We start from the raw sequence: 20,940 nt of genomic DNA, 5'->3' as shown, positions 1-20,940 counted from the left end.
GGTGATGTCGATGTGTGGTGCGGGGTGTTGCTCGGCTTCGGGGGTTACTTGACCGATGGGTCGGGGGTGTGGGGAGTGTTGAGGTCGGGGCCCAGCAGCCAGGCGGCGATCTCGCGGATCGCGCCCTCGCCGCCGGGGGTGGTGGTGACCGCGCGGGCGGCGCCGCGTACGACGTCGTGGGCCTGGGCGACCGCGACGGGCCAGCCGACGAGGTCGAAGCACGGCAGGTCGTTCACGTCGTTGCCGACGTAGAGCACCCGCTCGGGTGCGACGCCCTGCTCGTCGCACCACTGCTTGAGTGCGAGGTCCTTGCGGTCGATGCCGTGCAGCACGGGCAGCCGCAGTTTGCGGGCGCGGGCCGCCACCACCGGGTTCTGTTCGGTGGAGAGGATCAGCAGCTTGAGGTCCGTACGGTCACGGAGGGCGGCGATGCCGAGGCCGTCCCCCCGGTGCACGGCGACCAGTTCGCGACCGTCGGAGTCGATGAGGACCCGGTCGTCGGTCTGGGTGCCGTCGAAGTCCAGGACCACGGCGTCGATGTCGTCGCGGCCGGGCAGCGTACGGGTGTCGAGGAGCGGCGCGAGGGCCCTGGCGCGGGCCAGGTCGTGCGGGTCGTCGATCTCCAGGACGCGGGCCGGGTCGGTACGGACGAGGGCGGTGCGGCCGAAGAAGCGGTGGCGGGCGGCGCGGAAACCATCGGCGTCCATCGCGTACGCCGCTCCGGTCTCCAGGTAGTCCTGGGGCCGGTCCTGGCGGCGGGGGCGGAACGCCTTGTCGTGGTTGACGCCGGTCGTTCCCGTACCGCTGCGGGCCTCCTCCGCGCTCCCGCCCGTCGTCTCCACGCCCTCGCGCCAGAGGAAGCCGTGCGAGGGGGCGACGGTCAGCGCGGTGTCGGCGCCGTCGTGGGCGACCGCCGCCGTGACCCCGTCGATCTCCTCGCTGGTGAGGAAGGGGCTGGTGCACTGGACGAGCAGCACCACGTCGGTACCGGGGTAGGCGTCCAGCGCGTGCAGGATCGCGGCCTCGCTGGTCGCGGTGTCCCCGGCGATCTCGGCGGGGCGCAGCACCACATCGGCGCCCGCTTCGCGCGCCGCCGCCGCGATCCGCTCGTCGTCGGTGGAGACGGCGACATCGGTGACGAGGCGGGCGCCCAGGCAGGCCCGGACGGCGCGGACGACGAGCGGGACGCCGCCGATCACGGCCAGGTTCTTGGCAGGTACGCCCTTGGACCCACCCCGGGCCGGGATCACGGCCAGCACCTTCGCGGGCCGCGCGGGCGTCGCGGCGGGCGCGGTTCCGTCGGTTACATCGGTCCGGTCGGTCCGGTCGGTCTCGGTGGGCATCACAGTTCTCCCATGCGGCGGATGACAGGGGCCACGCGCTGTACGCCGTGGCGGTACGCCCCGCGGGCCGCGTCGCGTACGGCGTCGCGCACCACCCGGCGTACACCGCCGACTTCGGCGACCGGCGCGGCATCGAGGCGGTAGCGCGCGAGGATGCCGGGGAGGTATCCGGGCGCGGTGGCGTGGGTGTAGTAGGGGGCGAGCGGCGGGAGCCGGTCCCGGTCGGCGACGAGGCGGGCGACCCGTTCGCGTACGGCGTCGAAGGCCGTCGCGTACGAACCGTCGGCTGCCACGCCCTGCCGGGCCAGCCACGCCGGGTCGGCCTCCGGGCAGTCACCGGCGTCCAGTTGGTCCCAGGAGGCCAGGCAGCCGGAGCCGATGAAGTGGTGGTTGCCGAGCGCTTCCCGGATGCCGAGGTCGGTGAGGATCACGGTGGGAATCCGGCGGTGCAGGGACTCCAGGGCGGCGGTCGACGAGACCGTGACCAGCAGGTCGGTGCGGTCCAGCACCTCGCCCATGTGGCCGTACACCAGGCGGAAGTTGGACGGCAGACCGCCCGGAATCCGCTCGGCCAGTTTCTGGTAGGGCAGTTCCTCGATGTGCGTGGTGTGCTCGCCCGGCTTGGAGCGGAGCTTCAGCTGCACCTCGCGGCCGGGGTGCAGCCGGGCGTGCTCGACGAGGCGGCGCAGCAGGTACGTACGGCCTTCGCGCGACTCGGGTACGGAGGGCTGCGCGGCGAAGACCACCGTCCGGACGTCCCGCCGGTCGCCGCTGTAGGGCGTGCCGCCGAGGAAGGGCAGCGCGGCCTCGGTCACCGCGGACGCGTCGGCGCCCACCCCCTCGTACACCGCGCGGAAACGCTCCGCGTCGTGGCGGGAGTTGGCGAGTACGACATCGGCGCCGTGCCGCAGCAGCAGGCCGTCGGCGAGCTTCTCGTAGACGACGCCGACATAGCCGGTGACGACGACGGGCCGGCGGCCGAGCGTGGCCAGTCCGTGCAGCATCGCCTGGACCGCCCCGCCGACGAGCGCCAGGACGACCACGTCGTAGCTTCCCTGGGGGGAGCCCTGCTCGACGGCCCGGAGGAATTCGGCCCCGGTGACCTCACGTACCTCTGCCGTGGTCACCCCGGCCCCGACCTCGGCGAGCTGGCGCGGGGTGGGCGTGGCCCGGCCGCGCAGCAGGAAGCCGCTGAGGTGGGCCTCCCCGGTGGAGAGGCGGCGTGCGGTGAGCGCGCCCCATTTCCAACGGGTGTCGGAATCGGCGATCACGGCAACGCGGAGAACATCGCTGGTACTTGCTGGCACAACGACGAAGGTAGAAAGGCATTCGGTTCGGCGGCCCAACTCAACAGCAACAAACGGTTAACAGCGGGCCGACGGAGAGAGAATGAGCCCGGCCCGCCGCCCGGTTCACTGTTCCGCCATATTCAGTTCACCCGCCATATCACCGGGCTTCAGGCCGAATGCCGGGGAGCCTCTTAGCGTCACGCGGGTGGTTAAGCTCTCCGTCATCGTGCCGTTCTTCAACGTGCAGACATACGCCCCCGACACCCTCAGAAGTCTGCGCGCGAACGCACGCGACGACTTCGAGTTCCTGCTCGTCGACGACTGTTCGACGGACGGGACCCCGGAGATCCTCGAACGTGCGGAGCGCGAGCTTCCGGGGGCGGTCCTGCTGAGACACCCCAAGAACGGAGGACTCGCCACCGCCCGCAACACCGGGCTGGACGCCGCGCGCGGCGAATACATCACCTTCCTCGACGGCGACGACTGGCTCGCCCCCGGGTACTACGCCCACCTGCTCGCCGCCATGGAGGGATTGGGATGCGACTTCGTCCGTACCGACCATGTGCAGTGCACGGGCAGCGCCCGCGCGGTCCAGCGGGTCCCGTACGGCAGGCGCGGCGAGGTGCTGAATCCGCGTGACGTGATCCTGCCCGCCGACCGGTCCACGCCCGTCGACTACGCGTTCGCCTGGGCCGGCATGTACCACCGCAGGCTCCTGGACCGCGGGCTGCTGCACTTCACGGACGGGCTGCGCACCGCCGAGGACCGCCCGTGGATCTGGCGGCTGCACCGCGAGGCGGAATCGTTCGCCGTGCTCGGTCTGCTGGGAATCTTCTACCGGCGTGGGGTCGCTTCGTCCCTGACGCAGATCGGCGACGTACGCCAGCTCGATTTCATCCGCGCTTTCGACCAGGTTCTCGACGACACCGCGAAGGACCCGGATGCCGATCTTCTCCTTCCCAAAGCCGTCCGCACCTATTGCGCGATCATTTCGCACCACTTGGGTTCCATCGAAAGGTTCGAACCGGCCGTGGCACGTAAATTGCGGACGCTGAGCGCCGCCGCGCTGAAGCGCATGCCGCAGGATCTGCTGACCGACGCGCTCGACTCGATGGACACCCCGCGTGCGTCCCGGCTGCGCAGGCTGCGCCGCCGCCCGGCCGCGCTGACGGCGGAGGTCGCGGCATGACGCGCCCCGCCTCGACCTCGGTGTTCCCCGCACTGCCCGGCGCGCGGACGACGCAGATCTTCTACGTGTCCACGCTGTACGGAGCCGCCACCGTCGCCGCCGCGATCGACAGCGGCTGCTTCGACGGAGCGGACCGGCGGCTGCTGCTGGTCAGCAACAACGCGGCGATCCCGGAGACCACGCCCGCGCTCGACACGATGCCGGGCTTCGAGCAACTGCGCGACCGGTTCGACGGGGTGCTGTCCTGGAACGACACCATCGCCCCGCTCCATCCGGGCGGCTGGTCGCCCCGCCCCGACGACATCCCGCTGTGGGAACGGCAGTTGAGGCTGCTCTGGGGGCTCGGTGACGACCGGGTCGAACTGGCCGTCGAGTCCATCCAGGTCAACCCGGCGCAGGCGCTCGCCCTGCTCTTCCAGGACGCGCCGGTGACGGTGTACGCGGACGGGCTGATGTCGTACGGGCCGACCCGCAACAAGATCGATCCGCTGATCGGCACCCGGGTGCGCAGGCTCCTCCACCTGGACCTGGTGCCGGACCTGAAGCCGCTGCTGCTCGCGGAGTTCGGGGTGGAGCCTGAGATCGTGCCGGACGCCGCCTTCCTGAAGGTGCTCGGCGAACTGGCCGGTTCGGCAACGGGGTTGCCCGAGTGCGCCGAACCTCCGGCGCTGCTGCTCGGCCAGTACCTCTCGGCGCTGGAGATCCTCACCCCGCAGCAGGAGGAGGACCTCCATGTGCGGATGCTGCGCGGCGCGGTCGCGCGCGGTCACCGTACGGTCGTCTTCAAGCCCCACCCGACGGCCCCGGCCCGCTGGTCCCGGCTGCTGGAGCGGGAGGCGGACCGGCTGGACGTCGAACTGACCGTCGTGGACACGCCGTTGCTCGCCGAGACGCTGTACGAGCGGATGCGTCCCGCACTGGTGGTGGGCTGCTTCTCCACCGCGCTGCTGACGGCGAGCGCGTTCTACGGCATCCCGGTCGCCCGGACCGGTACGGAGCTGCTGCTGAACCGGCTGGCCCCGTACCAGAACAGCAACCGCGTCCCGGTGACCGTCGTCGACGCGCTGCTGCCCGACCTGGAGGACCCGGAGTCCGCGCCGGCCGACGATCTGCCGGGACTCGTCGCGGCCGTGGGCTTCGCGATGCAGCCGCTGCTGCGGCCGGACCTGCGTCCGGCGGCGGAGGCGTATCTCGCCCGGCACCTGACCGAACACACCTGGCGCTACTTCAAGCGGCGCAGGCTGACGGTGCTGGGGCTGCCGGGCGGGGTGCCTTCGCAGCTGGCGTTCATCCCGCGCAACGCGACGGTACGGCGGGTGGCCCGGCGGGCCCGTTCCCTCAAGAGAGTTGCCCTCGGATGACCTCCACGCCCGCACCCCCGCAGACCGGTCCGGGGGCCGGCCCTGGATCTGGTTCCGGGACCGGTCCCGATAGCACCCTTGGTCCTGGTGCCACTGGTCACGGCACCCCCGGGCACGGCGGTACCGCTCCCGGCAGCCCCGCCGCCGGGGCCGGGACGCCGATGCCGCCCGTGCTGCCGGTACCGGCGGCGGCCCCGGCGGCCCCCGCCGGCCGGCCGCCGCGCGCGGGCGGTCGGCTGCGGGCGCTCGACGGCCTGCGGCTGGTCGCCGCCCTGATGGTCGCCGCGTACCACTACGGCGGCCGGGGCGGCGAGATCAGCCGGGCCTGGGGCGGCTCACCACGTCACCAGTTCCCCACGCTCTCCGAGTGGTTCGCCTACGGCTGTCTCGGCGTGCAGATCTTCTTCGTCATCAGCGGCTTCGTGATCTGCATGAGCGGCTGGGGCAGACCGCTGCGCTCCTTCTTCGCCTCGCGCGTCTCACGGCTCTACCCGGCGTACTGGGCGGCGATCGTCCTCGTCACGGCGACCTTCGCGCTGCCCTGGGTCGTGTACGAGACCGTCTCTCCGAGCGACGCACTGGTGAACCTCACCATGCTCCAGCAGCCGATCGGCGCCGACCGGGTGCTCGGGGTGTGCTGGACGCTCTGGGCCGAGCTGCGGTTCTACGCCCTCTTCGCGCTCTTCGTGGTGCTGCCGGGCGCGAACCGGCAACGCGTACTGATCTTCTGCGGGGTATGGACCCTCGCCGCCGCGATCACCGACGCGGTGCACCAGCCGCTGCTGTCCACCGTCCTGATGCCCGAGTACGCCCCGTTCTTCATCGGCGGTGTCGGCCTCTACCTGCTGCACCGCGACCGGCGGGACGTCATCGCCTGGGGCGTGGTCGGCGTCAGCTGGGCGATCGGCCAGCACTACGCGGTCACCGGGCTGTGGCACCGGGCCGACCCCGCGTTCTTCTCGTACCGGCACACGTCCGTGATCATCGCGATCGTGACGCTGGGCTTCGTCCTGGTCGGCGCCATCGCCCTGGGGTACTTCCGCTGGGCGAACTGGCGCTGGCTGACGATCGCGGGAGCGCTCACGTACCCCTTCTACCTGGTGCACGAACACCTGGGCTGGGTGGTGGTGGGGGTGCTCCACCGTCACCTGGGCATCCCCTCGTACGCGACGCTCGTCCTCACCGTACTGTCGATGCTGGGGCTGGCCTGGCTGCTCAACCGCTACGTCGAGAACCGGCTGACACCGCTCCTCCGCGGCGCCCTGTCCCGGGTCATCGCTCCGGCGTCGCCCCGCTGACACCCCGCGGCCGGTACACCGCCTCGATCCCCGCGACCACCAGCCGCAGGCCCTCCTCGAAGCGCCGGTCGAAGTCGGTGAACATCTCCCGGCCCGCTGCGGCGGCGAGCGGGTAGTCGGCGAGCCGCCGCGCCCGCTCCTCGACGTCGTACCCCGCGCGGCGCTCGTCCGGCATGGGCTGGACACCCTGCTCCTCGGTGACGAAGCCCAGCGTGAACGCGTACGCGGTGGTGGTCGCCCGCACCGCCTGCGCCAACTCGAAACCGCAGCCGACCATCATGCGCAGATGCTCTTCCAGCGAGTCCGCGTGGTCGATGCCGGTGAGGCGGGTGCCGCTGTAGACCCTGGCGCCGTCCCGGTGGCGCAGCAGCATGGCGCGCAGGGCCCGGTTGTAGGCCAGGATCCCCTGCTGCCAGTCACCGGGGGCCTCCGGCCGGTCCCGCTCCCGGTCCTCCCGTTCCGGCCCGCCCCGTTCCGACCCTTCCCGTTCCGGCGCGGAGACCCGTGGCAGGTCCTCGGCGAGCATCTGCCGGTACATCACCGTGGCCATCTCGTCGAGCAGCGCCTGCTTGTCCTTGAAGTGCCAGTAGAGGGCGGGCGCCTTGACGTCCAGCTCCTTGGCGATGGCGCGCAGGGTCAGCCCGTCGAGGCCCACCTCGTTCAGCAGCCGCAGCGCGGTCGTGGCGACGCGCGCCCGGTCGATCTTCGTCGTTCCCACCTTGACAATTTAACAGCGTTAAGGGCATCGTCGGAAACATGCAACTTAACAACGTTAAGGGCACGGGCACGGGCACGGAAACACGGGTGGAGACGGACGTACTGATCGTCGGCGCGGGCCCCACCGGCCTCACCCTCGCCACCGATCTGGCCAGGCGCGGGGTGCGCACGGTCGTGGTCGAGAAGGCAGACGGCCTCTTCCCCGGCTCCCGGGGCAAGGGCCTCCAGCCCCGCACGATGGAGGTCTTCGACGATCTCGGGGTGGTCGGAGCGGTGCTGGCGTCGAGCGGACCCGCACCGCTCCTGATGAGGTGGAAGGACGGCGAACGGCAGGGCGAGCGCTCCATGTTCGACGCCTCGGAACCGACCCCGGACGCCCCGTACGCGGGGCAGCCGCGCATCCTGCCGCAGTGGCGCACCCAGCAGATCCTCTTCGACCGCCTGACGGAACTGGGCGGACGGGTCTCCTTCTCCACCGCCCTGACGTCGATCACCCAGGACGCGTCCGGGGTCACCGCCGGGCTCTCCACCGGCGGCAGCGTGCGCGCGGCGTACGCGGTCGCGGCCGACGGCGGTCGCAGTACGGTCCGCAAGGCGCTCTCCATCGGGATGACCGGCGAGGCCGTCGATCCCTCGTCCATTCTGGTCGCCGATGTCCTCGTCCCCGCCCTGGACCGGCTGAACTGGCACGTCTTCCCGGGGGACGGCGGATTCCTGACGCTCTGCCCCCTGCCCGGCACGGACGCCTTCCAGCTGGTCGCGCAGTTCCCGTCCGGCAAACGCCCCGACCTGTCCATCGACAGCATCCGCACCGAGGTCGCCGCCCGCACACATCTCGCCGCCGACGCGGTCACCGAGGTGCTCTGGGCCTCGGACTTCCGCCCGCGCGCGGCGCTGGCCGACCGGTTCCGGGAGGGCCGGATCTTCCTGGCCGGGGACGCCGCCCACGTCCACTCACCGGCCGGTGGCCAGGGCCTCAACACCAGCGTCCAGGACGCGTACAACCTGGGCTGGAAGCTCGGCCGGGTACTGCGCCACGGCGCCCCCGAGGCCCTGCTCGACTCGTACGAGCAGGAGCGGCGGCCCAACGCGGCCGAGATGCTGGGGCTCTCCACCCGGGTGCACCGCGGAGAACAGCGGCGCGGCGCGGCCACCCAGCAACTGGCCATCGGGTACCGCGGCGGCCCCCTGTCCACCGGCCGCGCGGGCGCCCTGGAAGCGGGCGACCGGGCACCGGACGGCCCCCTGGGCGAGGGTACGTTCCTCGACGCCTTCCGCGGCCCGCACTTCACCCTGCTCACGGTCGGCACCGACGCACAACTGCCCCCGCTGGACAGCGAGTCGGTACATGTCCACCGCACCGACGCGTACGCCCCGTACGGCAAGGGCCTCTTCCTCGTCCGGCCCGACGGCTACATCGGCTGGGCGGGCGAGGACCCGGACGGACTCCTGGCCTACCTCACACGCTGCTGAGCGAGAGCTTCACCGCGAAGCCCAGGAAGAGCGCACCGGCGGCGGTCGTCATGCCCGCCGAGAGGCGCCTGCGGCGGCGGAAGGCCGCCGAGAGCCGGGTGCCGCTGAATATCAGCAGGGTGAGGTAGAGGAAGCTCGCGATCTGGGCCAGCGCGCCCAGGACCATGAAGGAGAGCGCCGGATAGGCGTAGTGCGGGTCGACGAACTGCACGAAGAAGGAGATGAAGAAGAGGATCGCCTTCGGGTTGAACAGACTGACCACCAGGGCCCGGCGGAAAGGACGTTCCGCCACGGAGCCCTCCGGAGCCGCGGAGCCCGCGGAACCCGCGGAACCTGCCGAACCCGCGGGGCTTTCGGCAGCGGCCCTCTCCGGCGCCCCGCCCGCCGAACGCTCGGCGCGCTCCTGCCGGTCGCGCCAGAGCGACCGGGCCGTCCGGATCATGCCGACCGCCAGGTAGGTGAGGTACCCGGCGCCCGCGTACTTCACTATGCCGAACAGCAGCGCGTTGCCCTGGAGCAGCGAGGCGACCCCCGCCGCGGAGAGGGTCATCAGGACGGTGTCCCCGCAGAAGACCCCGGCCGCCGCCCGGTAGCCGGTGCGCACCCCGCGCCGGGCCGCAACGGAGAGTACGTACAGCGAGTTGGGGCCCGGCAGCAGAACGATCAGCACCAGGCCGGCGAGGTAGGTCGGGAGATCAGTGACGCCGAGCATGGACCGAGTCTCGCACGCGGGTACGACATCCGGTCCCGGCGTGCGAACGATGGACCCCGGCCTCTCCTCCGGCCCTCGCTTCCGGCCTCCTTCCGGTCTCGCCCCGGGCCCCGCCCCCGCTCCGGAACAGCCCGTCAGAACACGTCGGTCGGCACGTACGTCCCCCACACCTCGCGCAGCGCGTCGCAGACCTCGCCGACCGTGGCCCGCGCCCTGAGCGCCTCCTTCATCGGGTACAGCACGTTCTCCGTACCCCCGGCCGCCTCCCGCAGCGCGGCGAGCGCCGTGTCGACCGCGGGCTGGTCCCGGTCCGCGCGGAGCGCCGCCAGCCGGGCGGCCTGCTGGGCCTCGATCGTCGGGTCCACGCGCAGCGGTTCGTACGGTTCCTCCGCGTCCAGCTGGTAGCGGTTGACGCCGACCACGACCCGCTCACCGCTGTCGGTCTGCTGGGCGATGCGGTACGCGCTGCGCTCGATCTCGCCCTTCTGGAAGCCGTTCTCGATGGCGGCCACCGCACCGCCCATGTCCTCGACCCGCTCCATCAGCGCCAGGGCGGCCTCCTCGACGTCGTCCGTCAGCTTCTCCACCACGTACGAGCCCGCGAACGGGTCGACGGTGGCGGTGACGTCCGTCTCGTAGGCGAGGACCTGCTGGGTGCGCAGCGCGAGGCGGGCCGACTTGTCGGTGGGCAGCGCGATGGCCTCGTCGAAGGAGTTGGTGTGCAGCGACTGCGTACCGCCGAGGACGGCGGCCAGTCCCTGCACGGCCACCCGCACCAGATTGACCTCGGGCTGCTGGGCCGTGAGCTGGACGCCCGCGGTCTGGGTGTGGAAGCGCAGCATCAGCGACTTGGGGTTCCTCGCGCCGAACTCCTCGCGCATCACGCGGGCCCAGATCCGCCTCGCCGCACGGAACTTGGCGACTTCTTCGAGGATCGTCGTGCGCGAGACGAAGAAGAAGGAGAGCCGGGGCGCGAAGTCGTCCACCTCCATCCCGGCCGCGACGGCGGTCCGTACGTACTCGATGCCGTCGGCCAGCGTGAAGGCGATCTCCTGCGCGGGCGTGGCACCCGCCTCGGCCATGTGGTAGCCGGAGATCGAGATGGTGTTCCACTTGGGGATCTCTGCGCGGCAGTACTGGAAGATGTCCGCGATCAGCCGCAGCGAGGGCTTGGGCGGGAAGATGTACGTGCCGCGCGCGATGTACTCCTTCAGCACGTCGTTCTGGACGGTCCCGGTGATCCGGTCGGCCGGTACGCCCTGCTCCTCGCCGACCAGTTGGTACATCAGCAGGAGCAGCGCGGCGGGGGCGTTGATGGTCATCGAGGTGGAGACCTTGTCCAGCGGGATCCCGTCGAACAGCACCCGCATGTCGTCGAGCGAGTCGATGGCGACCCCGACCTTGCCGACCTCGCCCGACGCGATCGGGGCGTCGCTGTCGTGGCCCATCTGCGTGGGCAGGTCGAAGGCGACGGAGAGGCCCATGGTGCCGTTGGCGATGAGCTGCTTGTAGCGGGCGTTGGACTCCACGGCCGTGCCGAACCCGGCGTACTGGCGCATGGTCCACGGCCGGCCGGTGTACATCGACGGGTAGACGCCCCGGGTGTAGGGGTACGCGCCGGGCTCGCCCAGTTTCGCGGCGGGGTCCCAGCCGTCCTGGGCGTCCGGTCCGTACACCGGCTCGATCGCGAACCCGCTCTCGGTCAGCCGGTCACTGCCGGTTTCGCTCGCCATCTGCTGCTGCCTCCCGCTGAGAAGTTACCTGTTGGTAGGTCCCGGTCCTCGCGACGGACTGTAGCGGGGGGTGTGCGGCGGGTGGAGTCGCACACGCTGGGACCTTGCTCACAGCCGTGGCCTTCTCCTGGCTTTCGCAACCGCCCGGAGCGGGAATCAGTCCCAGGGAACACCAGGAACACCAGGAGCGCCGAGTGGCGCCGAGTGGCCCGAGTGGCACCGGAGAGACGAGGGGGCGTAGATGCAGAAGATGTTGCTGTGCAGAGCAGTTGCCGCTGCGGCGGTGGTGGCCGTGACGGCGAGCTGTTCCGTGGAGACGGCGAAGACGGCGGACGCGGGCGACGGGAAACCCGGGGGTGCGGGCCGGACCACGGCTTCCGGGTCACCGGACGCCCCGGCCACCCGCTCGCCGGGCAGCGCCGCACCCAAGCCGAGACCCACCCCATCAGCGTCCGAGACGTCCGGGACGCCCGCGAAGCCCACGCCGCCCCCGCCCGGCAGGACGCTGATGGCGAGCGGCGCCACCGGCAAGCAGGTGCGCGAACTCCAGGCCAGGCTGCGGCAGATCGCCTGGTTCGGCGGGACGCCGACGGGGACGTACGGACCGGTGACCGCCGCCGCGGTCAAGGGCTTCCAGGACAAACGGGGCCTCGCCGCCACCGGCGCCACGGACACCGTCACCTGGCAGAAGCTGCTGACGATGACCCGGACCCCGACGCGCGACGAGCTGAACGGCACGAAGGGCAGCGTTCATCCGGCCAAGCTCGATCCGCGCTGCCTGAAGGGCCGGGTGCTCTGCATCAGCAAGACCAGCCGCAGCCTGAGCTGGGTCAACGACGGCAAGGTGCTCTCGACGATGGATGTGCGCTTCGGCTCGCAGTACACGCCGACCCGCGAAGGCACCTTCCACGTCGACTTCAAGAGCAGGCACCACGTCTCGACGATCTACCACACGGCCATGCCGTACGCGATGTTCTTCAGCGGCGGCCAAGCGGTGCACTACTCGTCGGACTTCGCGGCGCGCGGCTACAACGGCGCCTCGCACGGCTGCGTCAACGTCCGGGACGAGGCGAAGATCGCGTCGCTCTTCGACCAGGTGCGGACCGGCGACAAGGTCGTCGTCTACAGGTGAGGAGCGCCCGGAGGAGCCGGAGGAGTTGGGGGCGCGGGTGGGTCCGGGGGAACGTAACCCACCCGCGCCGGTTGCGCGGAGCCGAAGGTACGGGGGGAACCCCGGCTCACACGCGGCCGATGACCAGTCGGCTCACTCTGTACTGCGCCGGACGCTCGGAAAGTGTCACACCCGGGTCCCGTCCGGCGCTGATCCGCCGGACAAGCTCCGCGCGCCTACGAGTCGCTCGAGCCCGCGGAGGCCTTCCCGCCGCCTCCGTCACCCGGCTGGGGTGTCACCGGAAGGCTGGCCGAGGGCGAGGGTGACGGAGCGGGGCTCGCGGAGGAGAGGGGCGGCGCCGGCACGTAGGAAATGGGGTGGTCGGGTCCGCGGCCGGGGCCCAGCAGCCGGTCGCAGAACTTCGCGACCTTCTCCGCCCCGCGGGCCTCCGACTCCAGTCTCCGCCTGCGCTCGCTGTCGACGTGTCCCGCGCGGTAGTCGCGGCAGGCCGAAGCGAGCCTGCGGTAGACGTCCCCGGAGGTGTGGTTGTTACCGCCGGCGGGTGCCCACTTCTCCTTGCCGTCGGCCTTGCCGCTGCCCTTACCGTTCGCCTTGCCCTTGCCGCCTGCGCCAAGACCCTTGCCCGCGTCCTCGGCCCGGTCGGTGTTCCCGCTGTGCCCGCCGTCGTCGTCCTCGTGTCCGGCGGGCGGCGCGGTCCGGCCGTCGGGGGCGTCGTCGGCCGGTGAGCCGGTCCCGGGACCCGGCGACGCACCCGTGGCGTCGTCCGTCGGCGATTCGGAGATGAGCGGGCTGGGTGTCGCGACCCCGGACACCGAGGAGGCGGGCATGGGTTCGCTGCGGCCGAAGGGCGAGGGCAGCAGGCCCGTCCCCGCGGCGACCGCGACCCCGCTCAGTGCACATCCGGCCACCACGGCGGCGATGCTGAACCGCACAGGTCCGCGCAACCGCCCCCCGACCCCGGCCCCGGTCCCGACCCCGACCGCTGAGCCGAGCCGTACCCGCCCCAGCGTCCCCGGCTCGTCCCTGGCCAGCCGGAACGCCTCCAACGCACCCTTCTCACCGGGGAGTTCACCGATCTCGGGGTACGTGGCCGGCCGGGCCGCACTGTCCAGCGCGGCATACAGCCGCGCGGCCCGCGCCCTTGCCTGATCGTCGACGGCACCGACCGGCTCACCGCGCAGCAATCGCTCCGCAGTGTCCTTGTCAAGCCATTCACACCGCTCGTCGGCCATCACATGTCCTTCTGCGTCCACGGACGCGAATGCGTCACACCGACCGCGGCCGCCGCGCCCTCGCGCGGGGGGCGCTCGGCGATGCCCACGGACGCGCCGTCGGGTCCGTGCGGGTCGGCGTCCGGGCCCAGGAGTTCGGCGAGCCGCTTCAGTCCGCGGTGCGCGGCGGTCCGCACCGCGCCGGGCCGCTTGCCGAGCGTCCTGGCCGCGGTCTTGGCGTCGAGCCCGACGACGACCCGCAGGACGACCGCCTCGGCCTGGTCCTGCGGGAGCTGGGCGATGAGCCGCATCGTCCGGCCGGTGGCCAGGGCTTCGATGGCCTCGCCCGCGGTGTCCGCATCGCCGGGCTCCCCCGCGAGTTCGGACTCGTCACCGCCGGTGGCGGGGCGCCTGCCCCGCATCCGTATATGGTCCAGCGCGCGGTTACGGGCTATGCGCGCCGCCCAGCCGCGGAACCGGTCCGCGTCACCACTGAACCGCTGCAGGTCGCGGGCGATCTGCAGCCACGCCTCCGAAGCGACGTCCTCGGCGTCCGGGTCGCCGACCAGTGTCCGTACATAGCCGAGCAGCCGCGGGTGCACGGCGCGGTACACAGTCCGGAAGGCGTCTTCGTCCCCGTCCTGCGCCGCGAGCACCGCGGCGGTCAGCCCCGCGTCGTCCCCCAGCACTTCCTCAACCCGTCCCGCCGCACTGCTCCCCGATCCGCAGCTGGTCGCCACTGCCGCGCTGCCTCGCGCGATCCGTCACGCTACGGCCTCGCCCGGCCTTCGTCCACGACTTGTACAACCAGCAACAGCTCACTGACTCTGCGCGGTGTGACAGAAAACGCACGCCCGGCGCTGAAAGGTATACGGGACCGTTCCGCGGCTCCCGCGGACGGCGACCGGGGCCTCTCCTGTGGGGGGTGGCGGCCCCGGTCGTCTCCCGGTCCCGGACATCGCCGGTGGAATTCCCCGTGGCGGCACAGCAGTGCGCCACGAGCGGGACCACTCGTGGCGCACCGATGTCACCTCATGTCACCTCGACGGTCAGCGGTGATGGCGCCCCCAGCTCTCGGTGTCCGTGATCCGGCCGCGCGCGTTGCGCAGGGTCGCGGTGTCCCCGGCCCGGTCCCAGATCGAGGCGTGCCGGTTCTGGTAGACGTCGCGCCCGTTGTCACGGCCGGTGCCGGTGTGGACCTTCACCGACTTGTGGGCGCCGAGACGCAGCGCGTGGAAGCGGTAGGAGTGGTGCTGCGCGTCGCTCAGCGTCCAGCCCTTCAGCTCCACCGGCCTGCGGGAGTTGTTCGTGACCGTGACCCACTCGGCGTCCAGGCCCTGGCCGGGGCGGTGGCCACGGCCCGGACCGTTGAAGTGGACGGCGCCGAGCGCGACCACGGACCGCTCGGGGTGCGGTGCGGGGTGGTTGTGGTGATGGCCGGTCGCCGCTGCCGGGAAGGCGGCGGCGAGCAGGGCCCCGGAGGCCAGCACAACTGCGGCGAGACGGGAACCCGAAGACAAAGACGACATGGAACCCCCAGATCAGGGCATGCGTACGCCGGTCGGCCCACGCATGGTGCAGATGAACTTCCGGCTCTGCGCCGGACATCCACACTCTGAACCGCACCGGGCAGGACAGCCGGAGAAACTTCGCCGCGTTACAGAAAGCGGACAAAACACACTCCGTCAGGTCATCCGGCGCACACGCCCCCGCGCATCGGACCCCACCGCGCACGCTTCCACACCGGCCCCCCGGGACCGCACCTGGACGCCGGAACCGGCCGAGCCTCGCACGACCCGCGAGCGCACCCAACTGCCGTATTGCGCCCCCCTGTCGCAAAGCCCCCCGCAGAACGTGACCGATCAGCTACCTTGCGTGATACAGCCCAATCGGGCCTCAGTACACAAGGGGACCTTGAGTGAACCGAATTCGCACCGTTCTCGCCGCGCTCACCATCACCGCGGCGACCGTGGTGGCTCCCGCTGCTGCGAGCGCCGCTCCGCCGCCCCCGCAGCAGGCGGACCGGACTCCGGCCGTCGCGCAGCGGCACGCCCCCTGCTCCGGGGAGTTCCACGGCGACTCCCGGCTCGGGCCGCAGTGGCTGCCGACGAAGCACGAGAAGCCGGTGGGCCCCCTGCTCAAGGGGTACAAGCGGACCGGGCAGCTGTCCCCGTCGGCTTTCCTGGCGAAGTACTGGGAGGGACCCGCGGACACGGGCAGCTGGAAGTACCCGCCGAACGACGGGTTCAAGGAGGTCAACGGCCAGGTGGACAAGGAGCCTTCGAAGCTCCGCACCGGCGAGCGTCTGGACCGCTTCGGTTCCGAGTACGGTTCGTACCTCGCGCCCGCCGGTGACTCGTACGCCAAGCGGGCGCTGCCCCCGCAGAGCCTCAACACCCGTGACGCCACGATGCCCTGCGACTATCACGTCTACAAGGTCACCAAGCCGTTCTGGGTGTGGCAGGGCGGCATCGCCCCCTGGTTCGAGCAGCCCGGCGGCGGGCAGCAGATCAAGCTCGACCAGGTGTTCCTGAACCCGGGCGAGGGCCAGCGGCTGAACGTGAAGTGGCTGCTGGACCATCACTACCTCGGGTACGCCACCACGACCGGCAAGTAGGACGCCCATGGACCGCCACGAACTGCACGCCGCACTGCGCACGGCGGGAGTGCCCGACGGCTACTACCGCATCGAGGGGGTCCATGAACCGGTCCCCACGCCCCCCGACTTCCTCTTCCTGCGGAGGACTCCGGACGGCGGGGCGTGGGAGACCGGCGCGTTCGAACGGGGCCTGTACGAGATCATCGGCCGGTACGCGACCGAACCGGACGCCTGCGCGCACCTGCTGCAACTGCTCGTCTGACGGGTGCCGGAACGCTCCCCCGGGTCACCCCGCAGCCCCTCAGCGGTCGCCCACGTCCCGCCGGTTCGACAGCGCCGACTCCGCGAGGGTCGAGAGCCCTTCGACGTAGACCTCACCGCCGGACCCGGGCCGCACGACGAGCCAGCCGCGTGCGCCGAGGCTGCGCACCTGCGCCCGTACGTCGTCGCCGAGTTCGGCCGCGAGTTCGGCCTCGCCGGGCCTGTTGCCTGCGTGCAGGTGCTCACGGATACGGAGGAGCAGCGCTTCTTCCTCCGCGGTGATGTTGAAGTCCATTCTTGGACGCTACGACGCGCGGGGCGCTGACGCCCGCCGAGTGACGAAGCCCACCCGCACACCCCCGGACACCCGTCACCGGTGACCGCGAAGGCGCGGGGCACCGTCGGACGGCACCGCGGGCCCCGCTCATGCGTGGTCCGGACGGCGGGTCAGAAGAGCGGGTCAGGAGAGCGGCAGGCCCGGGGCCGCGGGCAACTGGGGCACGCCGGGCACCTTGGGCAGCGTCGGCAGGGCCGGCAGGTGGGCGGCCGGGAGGCCGCCGCCGAGCACGATGGAGGCGAGGACGTTCACCTGGGCGGCCACCACGGCCTGGGCCGCGGCGGTGACTTCCGCGGGTTTGCCGCTCGTGGACGCCTTCACCAGGGCGTCGACCTTGGCCCGGAGACCGGCCGCCGCCTTCGCCTTGAGCGCGGCACCCGGGTCCGGCGCGGCCGGTGCGCTCGCCGCGGGCGGTGCGCTCGCTGCGGGCGGTGCGCTCGCTGCGGGCGGTTCGCCGACGGCCGCGTACGCCGCAGGCCCGGCTGCGCCCAGGGTGAGCGCGCCGCAGGCGGCGGAGGTGACGAGGAGGCCGGCCTTCGGGGACATTCGCATGGAGAACGTTCCTTTCGGAGCCGCGAGAGGTACTCCCGCCACCTTGCGAAGGCCACCTGCACCGCGCAATCGCCACCTCACTCGGAGTAGCGCCTGCCTGCCCGGGAAAAGCGGTCCTGACCTGTGTGTCTCCGCCACCCCGGCAGAACGGGCGGATACCTCCGTAGGGGTGAGCGGCCCCGGCACCGCGTCCGGACACCGCGGGCACCTCACCCCGGAGTCCCACCCCGGCGGCGCACCCGGATCAGCCCACCTTCGCCGCCAGCTTCCCGAACTGCGTCCAGGTCAGTTTCGGCTTGTCCGGGTCCCACAGCTTCTGGGCCGTCGCCATCAGCGGCATCCGGATGCCCGCGGCGACCTGCGCCGGGGTCTGCGCGTTCGCGATGTCGCCCCACACGGCGAACCGGCCGCCCAGGATGAGGTGCGAGTACTTCGACGGAACCGGTGTCGTGCCGCGCATGACCAGCGGGGTCCACTGCTCGTAGATCCGCTTGCCCGTCGGGTAGGTGAAGTCGTTCGGCTGGCCGAGTACGTAATAGAGGTACTCGTCGTTGAGGTTCATCATCTTCCGGCCGGTGCTCAGATAGTCGACGGGCGGCCGGGCCCCGTACTCCTTGCCCGTCCAGTACTCGGCCTCGATGGCCGGGTTCGCGGCGACCGAGACGCCGCTGTAGAAGCCGTCGTTCCAGGCCTTGGGCGTCTTCTTGTCCTTGATGACGACCGCCGCCCGGTCGTTCAGCCAGCCGGTGGCCAGGTCCTTGATCGTGCCGTTGGAGCCGTACTTCTTATGGGCGGCCTGGGCCAGCTGCGGATAGGAGGCCTCCGGGTTCTTCGCCATCAGCGCCTGGTACTCGTCGCCGCCGAGGTGCCAGTACGCACCGGGGAAGAGCCCCTCGTACTCATGGATCAGCTGGTCGACGACGCGTCCCGACTCCGGGTTCGAGATGTCGACCGCGCCGGGCGTGGCGACGCCGTTGACGTTCTTCAGCTGGATGCCCGGATGCGCCTTGATCACGGCGCCCAGATGTCCCGGCGAGTCGATCTCCGGGACGACCGTGATGTGCAGGCTCGACGCGAGAGAGACGATCTTGGTGACCTGGGCCTTGCTGAGGTGGTCGGGCGAGACCACCGCGGGGTCGGAGCTCGACGCGATGCGGAAGCCCTGGTCGTCGGAGAAGTGCAGGCACAGCTGGTTGAGCTTGAGGTCGGCCATCTCCCGCACCCGGTCCTCGATCCAGCTCGCGCTGTAGGGCTTGCGGGCGATGTCGAGGTTCAGCCCGCGCTGCGGCCGGTCGGGCTGGTCGTGCACGACGCCCTCCGGCACCTGACCGTCCGCCAGCACCGACTGCTTGACCGTGCGGGTGCCGTAGAAGACACCGGCCTCGTCGGGCCCGGTGATCTTGACCTGCTGGTCGCGGGCGGTGAGGGTGTACGACTCCCGGGGCGCCTTCGAGTCCGGCGCCAGGGCGAGTTCGATGTCACCGGCGTGGGCCTTGCCGCCGTACGCGTAACCGAGTTTCAGCTCGTGCGCGAGGAGCTTGCCCTCGTCCGTGAGTCCCTTGCTGCCCTCGGCGACCAGTACCCGGGAGTCCTTCTGCGGGCGCCACCCCGGACCGCGTGCCGGGCCGTGCTCGCGTACCGAGGGGATGGTGCGGGGCGCCGCGGAGAGCGGATACGTCCGCGCCGACGCGGAGCCGGACGCGGAGGAGTCCACCGCCGGTCCACGGCTCGCGGGCCCGCTCCCGCCGTACGTGTCGTCGTCCGGCCAGACCGCGACGGTGAGCAGCGCGGCAGCAGCCACGACCCCCACCCCTACGGTCAGGGGCACCGATCCTTTGATTGTCTTCATGACTCAAAAACCTCCCATTCACTGCGAAGGTAGGGCGAAACGCCAACCAAATCGTCCACCACGCGCCTTGAAACTCTCCCTTCCGGGTGAAATTCGTGCATCCGTCGGACACTCGACACCATGCATCGATAGCGTTGCGGCTCTCTCACCACCCGCCACCCGACCTTTCTGTCATGCCTGTCGTGTTCGAGGAGTCCACGCTGTCCAGCGATTCCCACGCCGGCGCTCCGACGCGACCGCCGACACTCCACCACACCACGCGCACTCCGGCCCGCACCGCGATACCCGCACAGCACCAACGGCTGCCCGGTCTCGACCGGTTCAACTCGGCACCGGCGGGCGCCGCCGAAACCGCGCTGCTCGCCTGCTGCGGCAGCCACCGGTGGGCCCAGCGGCTCGCCGCACACCGCCCCTACCCCGATCTGGCCGCTCTGTTCGCCGCATCCGACGAAGCCGGCTACGACCTGTCCCCCGCCGACCTCGCGCAGGCTCTGGCCGCGGGGCACTCCCCACTCGGCCTCCCCTGGGAGGATCCGGTGTCCGCGCTGCTCCACGACAGCGCACCCCGAGCCGCGCGCACCGCGCTGCGGGCCGCGCACGCCGCGTACGAGAGCCGCTTCGGTCACGCCTTCGTGATCTGCCTCGACGACATCCGGCCGGCCGAACACCTCGACCAGGTACTCACCGGGATCCGCACCCGGCTCTCGCACGAGCCGGACGAGGAGAGAGCGGTCGCGGCGGACGAGCTGCGCCGACTCGCCCGAGGGCGAATCGCCCGTCTTATGGCGGATACAGGCCATGCCGGTAGCCCGTCCGTGGCTGTTTGATTGCCTGTTTGATCACACCGCAGGCCCCGGCGCGAAGGAACCGACAAGTCGTCGCTACGATGGCCGGGGCCGGTGGACCGTACCCGGCCGGGCCAGACCGACACAGCTCCTCCCACCGGGAGAAGCTGGCGGCATGACCCCCGTCCCCCGCTCCCGGAGGGTTTTTCCGTGCCGGCTGGAACGCTGTACCGCGGCCGGGAAGGTATGTGGTCCTGGGTGGCTCATCGAGTCACCGGCGTCCTCATCTTCTTCTTCCTGTTCGTACACGTCCTGGACACTGCTCTCGTCCGTATCTCCCCCGAGGACTACGACAAGGTCATCGCTACCTACAAGACGCCGATCGTCGGCCTTCTTGAGTACGGCCTTGTCGCAGCGATCCTCTTCCACGCTCTGAACGGCCTGCGCATCATCGCCGTGGACTTCTGGTCCAAGGGCCCGCGCCACCAGAAGCAGATGCTGTGGTCCGTCGTGGGCATCTGGGTCTTGCTGATGATCGGGGCGCTCTACCCCGTACTCGGCCACGCCGCACGCGAACTGTTCGGGAGCTGAGGACTGAATGTCTGCTGAGACCTCTGCCGCTGTCGGCCCCGTCGAGGGCGTCTCCCTCTTCGACGTCGACAACCCCGCGCCGCTCATCGAGCCCCCGCGCGCACGGACCAAGAAGACGCCGAAGTCCACTCGTGGCAACTTCGAGATGTACGCCTGGCTCTTCATGCGCCTCTCGGGCATCGTGCTGGTCGTCCTCGTCCTCGGCCACCTGCTGATCCAGCTGGTGCTCGACGGCGGTGTGGCCAGGATCGGCTTCGCCTTCGTGGCGGGCCGCTGGGCCTCGCCGTTCTGGCAGGGCTGGGACCTGCTGATGCTCTGGCTGGCGATGCTCCACGGCGCCAATGGCCTCCGTACCGTCATCAATGACTACGCGGAGCGTGTCAACACGCGCCTGTGGCTCAAGGGCCTGCTGTACACCGCCACGGTGTTCACCATCCTGCTGGGCACGCTGGTGATCTTCACCTTCGACCCGAACATCTCCTAGAAGCCCGGGACCGAGGCGCTTTCA

Annotated in this window: 21 protein-coding genes; 10 read left to right on the top strand and 11 right to left on the bottom strand. The window is 71.1% G+C overall.

The genetic code is table 11. From position 1 onward, the window contains the following. Positions 1 to 44: 44 nt before the first annotated feature. Together OG709_RS22550 and OG709_RS22545 are read right to left on the bottom strand one after the other, a co-directional pair. Complete coding sequence (locus tag OG709_RS22550; protein ID WP_329167601.1) at positions 45 to 1,343, bottom strand: acylneuraminate cytidylyltransferase; 1,299 nt, start codon at positions 1,341 to 1,343, stop codon at positions 45 to 47. Beyond that, positions 1,343 to 2,650: a DUF6716 putative glycosyltransferase gene (locus tag OG709_RS22545; protein WP_250299532.1), complete on the bottom strand. Its 1,308-nt coding sequence runs from the start codon at positions 2,648 to 2,650 to the stop codon at positions 1,343 to 1,345. The genes OG709_RS22550 and OG709_RS22545 overlap by 1 nt, the downstream gene beginning before the upstream one ends. Before the next feature lie 187 nt (positions 2,651 to 2,837). On the opposite strand from OG709_RS22545, the gene OG709_RS22540 reads away from it, so the two are divergent. The 3 genes from OG709_RS22540 to OG709_RS22530 all read left to right on the top strand — a co-directional run bounded on the left by OG709_RS22540 (position 2,838) and on the right by OG709_RS22530 (position 6,480). Beyond that, positions 2,838 to 3,821, top strand: a complete 984-nt coding sequence (locus tag OG709_RS22540) for a glycosyltransferase family 2 protein (RefSeq protein ID WP_250299531.1) — start codon at positions 2,838 to 2,840, stop codon at positions 3,819 to 3,821. After that, on the top strand, positions 3,818 to 5,182 hold the full coding sequence (locus OG709_RS22535) for an alpha-2,8-polysialyltransferase family protein (RefSeq protein ID WP_329167600.1): 1,365 nt from the start codon (positions 3,818 to 3,820) through the stop codon (positions 5,180 to 5,182). The genes OG709_RS22540 and OG709_RS22535 overlap by 4 nt, the downstream gene beginning before the upstream one ends. A 161-nt stretch (positions 5,183 to 5,343) precedes the next feature. Further along, positions 5,344 to 6,480, top strand: a complete 1,137-nt coding sequence (locus OG709_RS22530) for an acyltransferase family protein (RefSeq protein WP_329167599.1) — start codon at positions 5,344 to 5,346, stop codon at positions 6,478 to 6,480. On the opposite strand, the gene OG709_RS22525 is transcribed toward OG709_RS22530, so the two are convergent. Continuing rightward, the gene (locus tag OG709_RS22525) at positions 6,455 to 7,198 is read right to left on the bottom strand and encodes a TetR/AcrR family transcriptional regulator (protein ID WP_329167598.1); all 744 of its coding nucleotides are present in this window, start codon (positions 7,196 to 7,198) and stop codon (positions 6,455 to 6,457) included. The two genes, OG709_RS22530 and OG709_RS22525, sit on opposite strands and share 26 nt — an antisense overlap. Positions 7,199 to 7,236: 38 nt before the next feature. Between OG709_RS22525 and OG709_RS22520 the strand changes: the two genes are divergently transcribed. Beyond that, on the top strand, positions 7,237 to 8,670 hold the full coding sequence (locus OG709_RS22520; protein WP_329167597.1) for an FAD-dependent oxidoreductase: 1,434 nt from the start codon (positions 7,237 to 7,239) through the stop codon (positions 8,668 to 8,670). Here OG709_RS22520 and leuE read toward each other — a convergent pair. After that, positions 8,657 to 9,382: a leucine efflux protein LeuE gene (leuE, locus tag OG709_RS22515; protein ID WP_329167596.1), complete on the bottom strand. Its 726-nt coding sequence runs from the start codon at positions 9,380 to 9,382 to the stop codon at positions 8,657 to 8,659. The two genes, OG709_RS22520 and leuE, sit on opposite strands and share 14 nt — an antisense overlap. Before the next feature lie 134 nt (positions 9,383 to 9,516). Next, on the bottom strand, positions 9,517 to 11,115 hold the full coding sequence (locus OG709_RS22510) for an acyl-CoA mutase large subunit family protein (RefSeq protein WP_250299517.1): 1,599 nt from the start codon (positions 11,113 to 11,115) through the stop codon (positions 9,517 to 9,519). A gap of 241 nt (positions 11,116 to 11,356) precedes the next feature. Here OG709_RS22510 and OG709_RS22505 point away from each other — a divergent pair, with 241 nt between their 5' ends. Continuing rightward, positions 11,357 to 12,247: a L,D-transpeptidase family protein gene (locus OG709_RS22505; protein ID WP_374211234.1), complete on the top strand. Its 891-nt coding sequence runs from the start codon at positions 11,357 to 11,359 to the stop codon at positions 12,245 to 12,247. A 215-nt stretch (positions 12,248 to 12,462) separates the two neighbouring features. On the opposite strand, the gene OG709_RS22500 is transcribed toward OG709_RS22505, so the two are convergent. The 3 genes from OG709_RS22500 to OG709_RS22490 all read right to left on the bottom strand — a co-directional run bounded on the left by OG709_RS22500 (position 12,463) and on the right by OG709_RS22490 (position 14,987). Beyond that, positions 12,463 to 13,479, bottom strand: coding sequence for a hypothetical protein (locus tag OG709_RS22500; RefSeq protein ID WP_329167595.1), 1,017 nt, complete (start codon positions 13,477 to 13,479; stop codon positions 12,463 to 12,465). After that, positions 13,479 to 14,147, bottom strand: coding sequence for an RNA polymerase sigma factor (locus OG709_RS22495; protein WP_250299515.1), 669 nt, complete (start codon positions 14,145 to 14,147; stop codon positions 13,479 to 13,481). The genes OG709_RS22500 and OG709_RS22495 overlap by 1 nt, the downstream gene beginning before the upstream one ends. 360 nt (positions 14,148 to 14,507) lie before the next feature. Continuing rightward, positions 14,508 to 14,987, bottom strand: a complete 480-nt coding sequence (locus tag OG709_RS22490; RefSeq protein WP_250299514.1) for a lamin tail domain-containing protein — start codon at positions 14,985 to 14,987, stop codon at positions 14,508 to 14,510. 389 nt (positions 14,988 to 15,376) lie between these two features. Between OG709_RS22490 and OG709_RS22485 the strand changes: the two genes are divergently transcribed. Continuing rightward, a complete protein-coding gene (locus OG709_RS22485; RefSeq protein WP_266641241.1) occupies positions 15,377 to 16,075 on the top strand; it encodes a TNT domain-containing protein in 699 nt (232 codons plus the stop codon). A gap of 7 nt (positions 16,076 to 16,082) precedes the next feature. Beyond that, on the top strand, positions 16,083 to 16,319 hold the full coding sequence (locus OG709_RS22480) for a hypothetical protein (protein ID WP_250299512.1): 237 nt from the start codon (positions 16,083 to 16,085) through the stop codon (positions 16,317 to 16,319). 39 nt (positions 16,320 to 16,358) lie between these two features. On the opposite strand, the gene OG709_RS22475 is transcribed toward OG709_RS22480, so the two are convergent. The 3 genes from OG709_RS22475 to OG709_RS22465 form a co-directional block, all read right to left on the bottom strand. Continuing rightward, the gene (locus OG709_RS22475) at positions 16,359 to 16,613 is read right to left on the bottom strand and encodes a hypothetical protein (RefSeq protein ID WP_329167594.1); all 255 of its coding nucleotides are present in this window, start codon (positions 16,611 to 16,613) and stop codon (positions 16,359 to 16,361) included. 165 nt (positions 16,614 to 16,778) lie between these two features. Then, positions 16,779 to 17,207 (bottom strand): hypothetical protein, encoded by a 429-nt coding sequence (locus OG709_RS22470; protein ID WP_329167593.1) that lies wholly within the window; start codon positions 17,205 to 17,207, stop codon positions 16,779 to 16,781. 244 nt (positions 17,208 to 17,451) lie between these two features. Next, on the bottom strand, positions 17,452 to 19,056 hold the full coding sequence (locus OG709_RS22465) for a beta-N-acetylhexosaminidase (RefSeq protein ID WP_250299509.1): 1,605 nt from the start codon (positions 19,054 to 19,056) through the stop codon (positions 17,452 to 17,454). A 173-nt stretch (positions 19,057 to 19,229) separates the two neighbouring features. On the opposite strand from OG709_RS22465, the gene OG709_RS22460 reads away from it, so the two are divergent. From OG709_RS22460 to OG709_RS22450, 3 genes are all read left to right on the top strand, one after another. Beyond that, on the top strand, positions 19,230 to 19,883 hold the full coding sequence (locus tag OG709_RS22460; RefSeq protein ID WP_250299508.1) for a 2-oxo-4-hydroxy-4-carboxy-5-ureidoimidazoline decarboxylase: 654 nt from the start codon (positions 19,230 to 19,232) through the stop codon (positions 19,881 to 19,883). Positions 19,884 to 20,051: 168 nt separating this feature from the next. Next, the gene (gene sdhC, locus OG709_RS22455; protein ID WP_266641247.1) at positions 20,052 to 20,432 is read left to right on the top strand and encodes a succinate dehydrogenase, cytochrome b556 subunit; all 381 of its coding nucleotides are present in this window, start codon (positions 20,052 to 20,054) and stop codon (positions 20,430 to 20,432) included. Between the two features lie 7 nt (positions 20,433 to 20,439). Next, positions 20,440 to 20,916: a succinate dehydrogenase hydrophobic membrane anchor subunit gene (locus OG709_RS22450; RefSeq protein ID WP_250299507.1), complete on the top strand. Its 477-nt coding sequence runs from the start codon at positions 20,440 to 20,442 to the stop codon at positions 20,914 to 20,916. Positions 20,917 to 20,940 lie beyond the last annotated feature (24 nt).

It is taken from the genome of Streptomyces sp. NBC_01267 (assembly GCF_036241575.1).
GTDB lineage: Bacteria > Actinomycetota > Actinomycetes > Streptomycetales > Streptomycetaceae > Streptomyces.
This window is presented reverse-complemented; position numbering and strand designations above follow the sequence as displayed.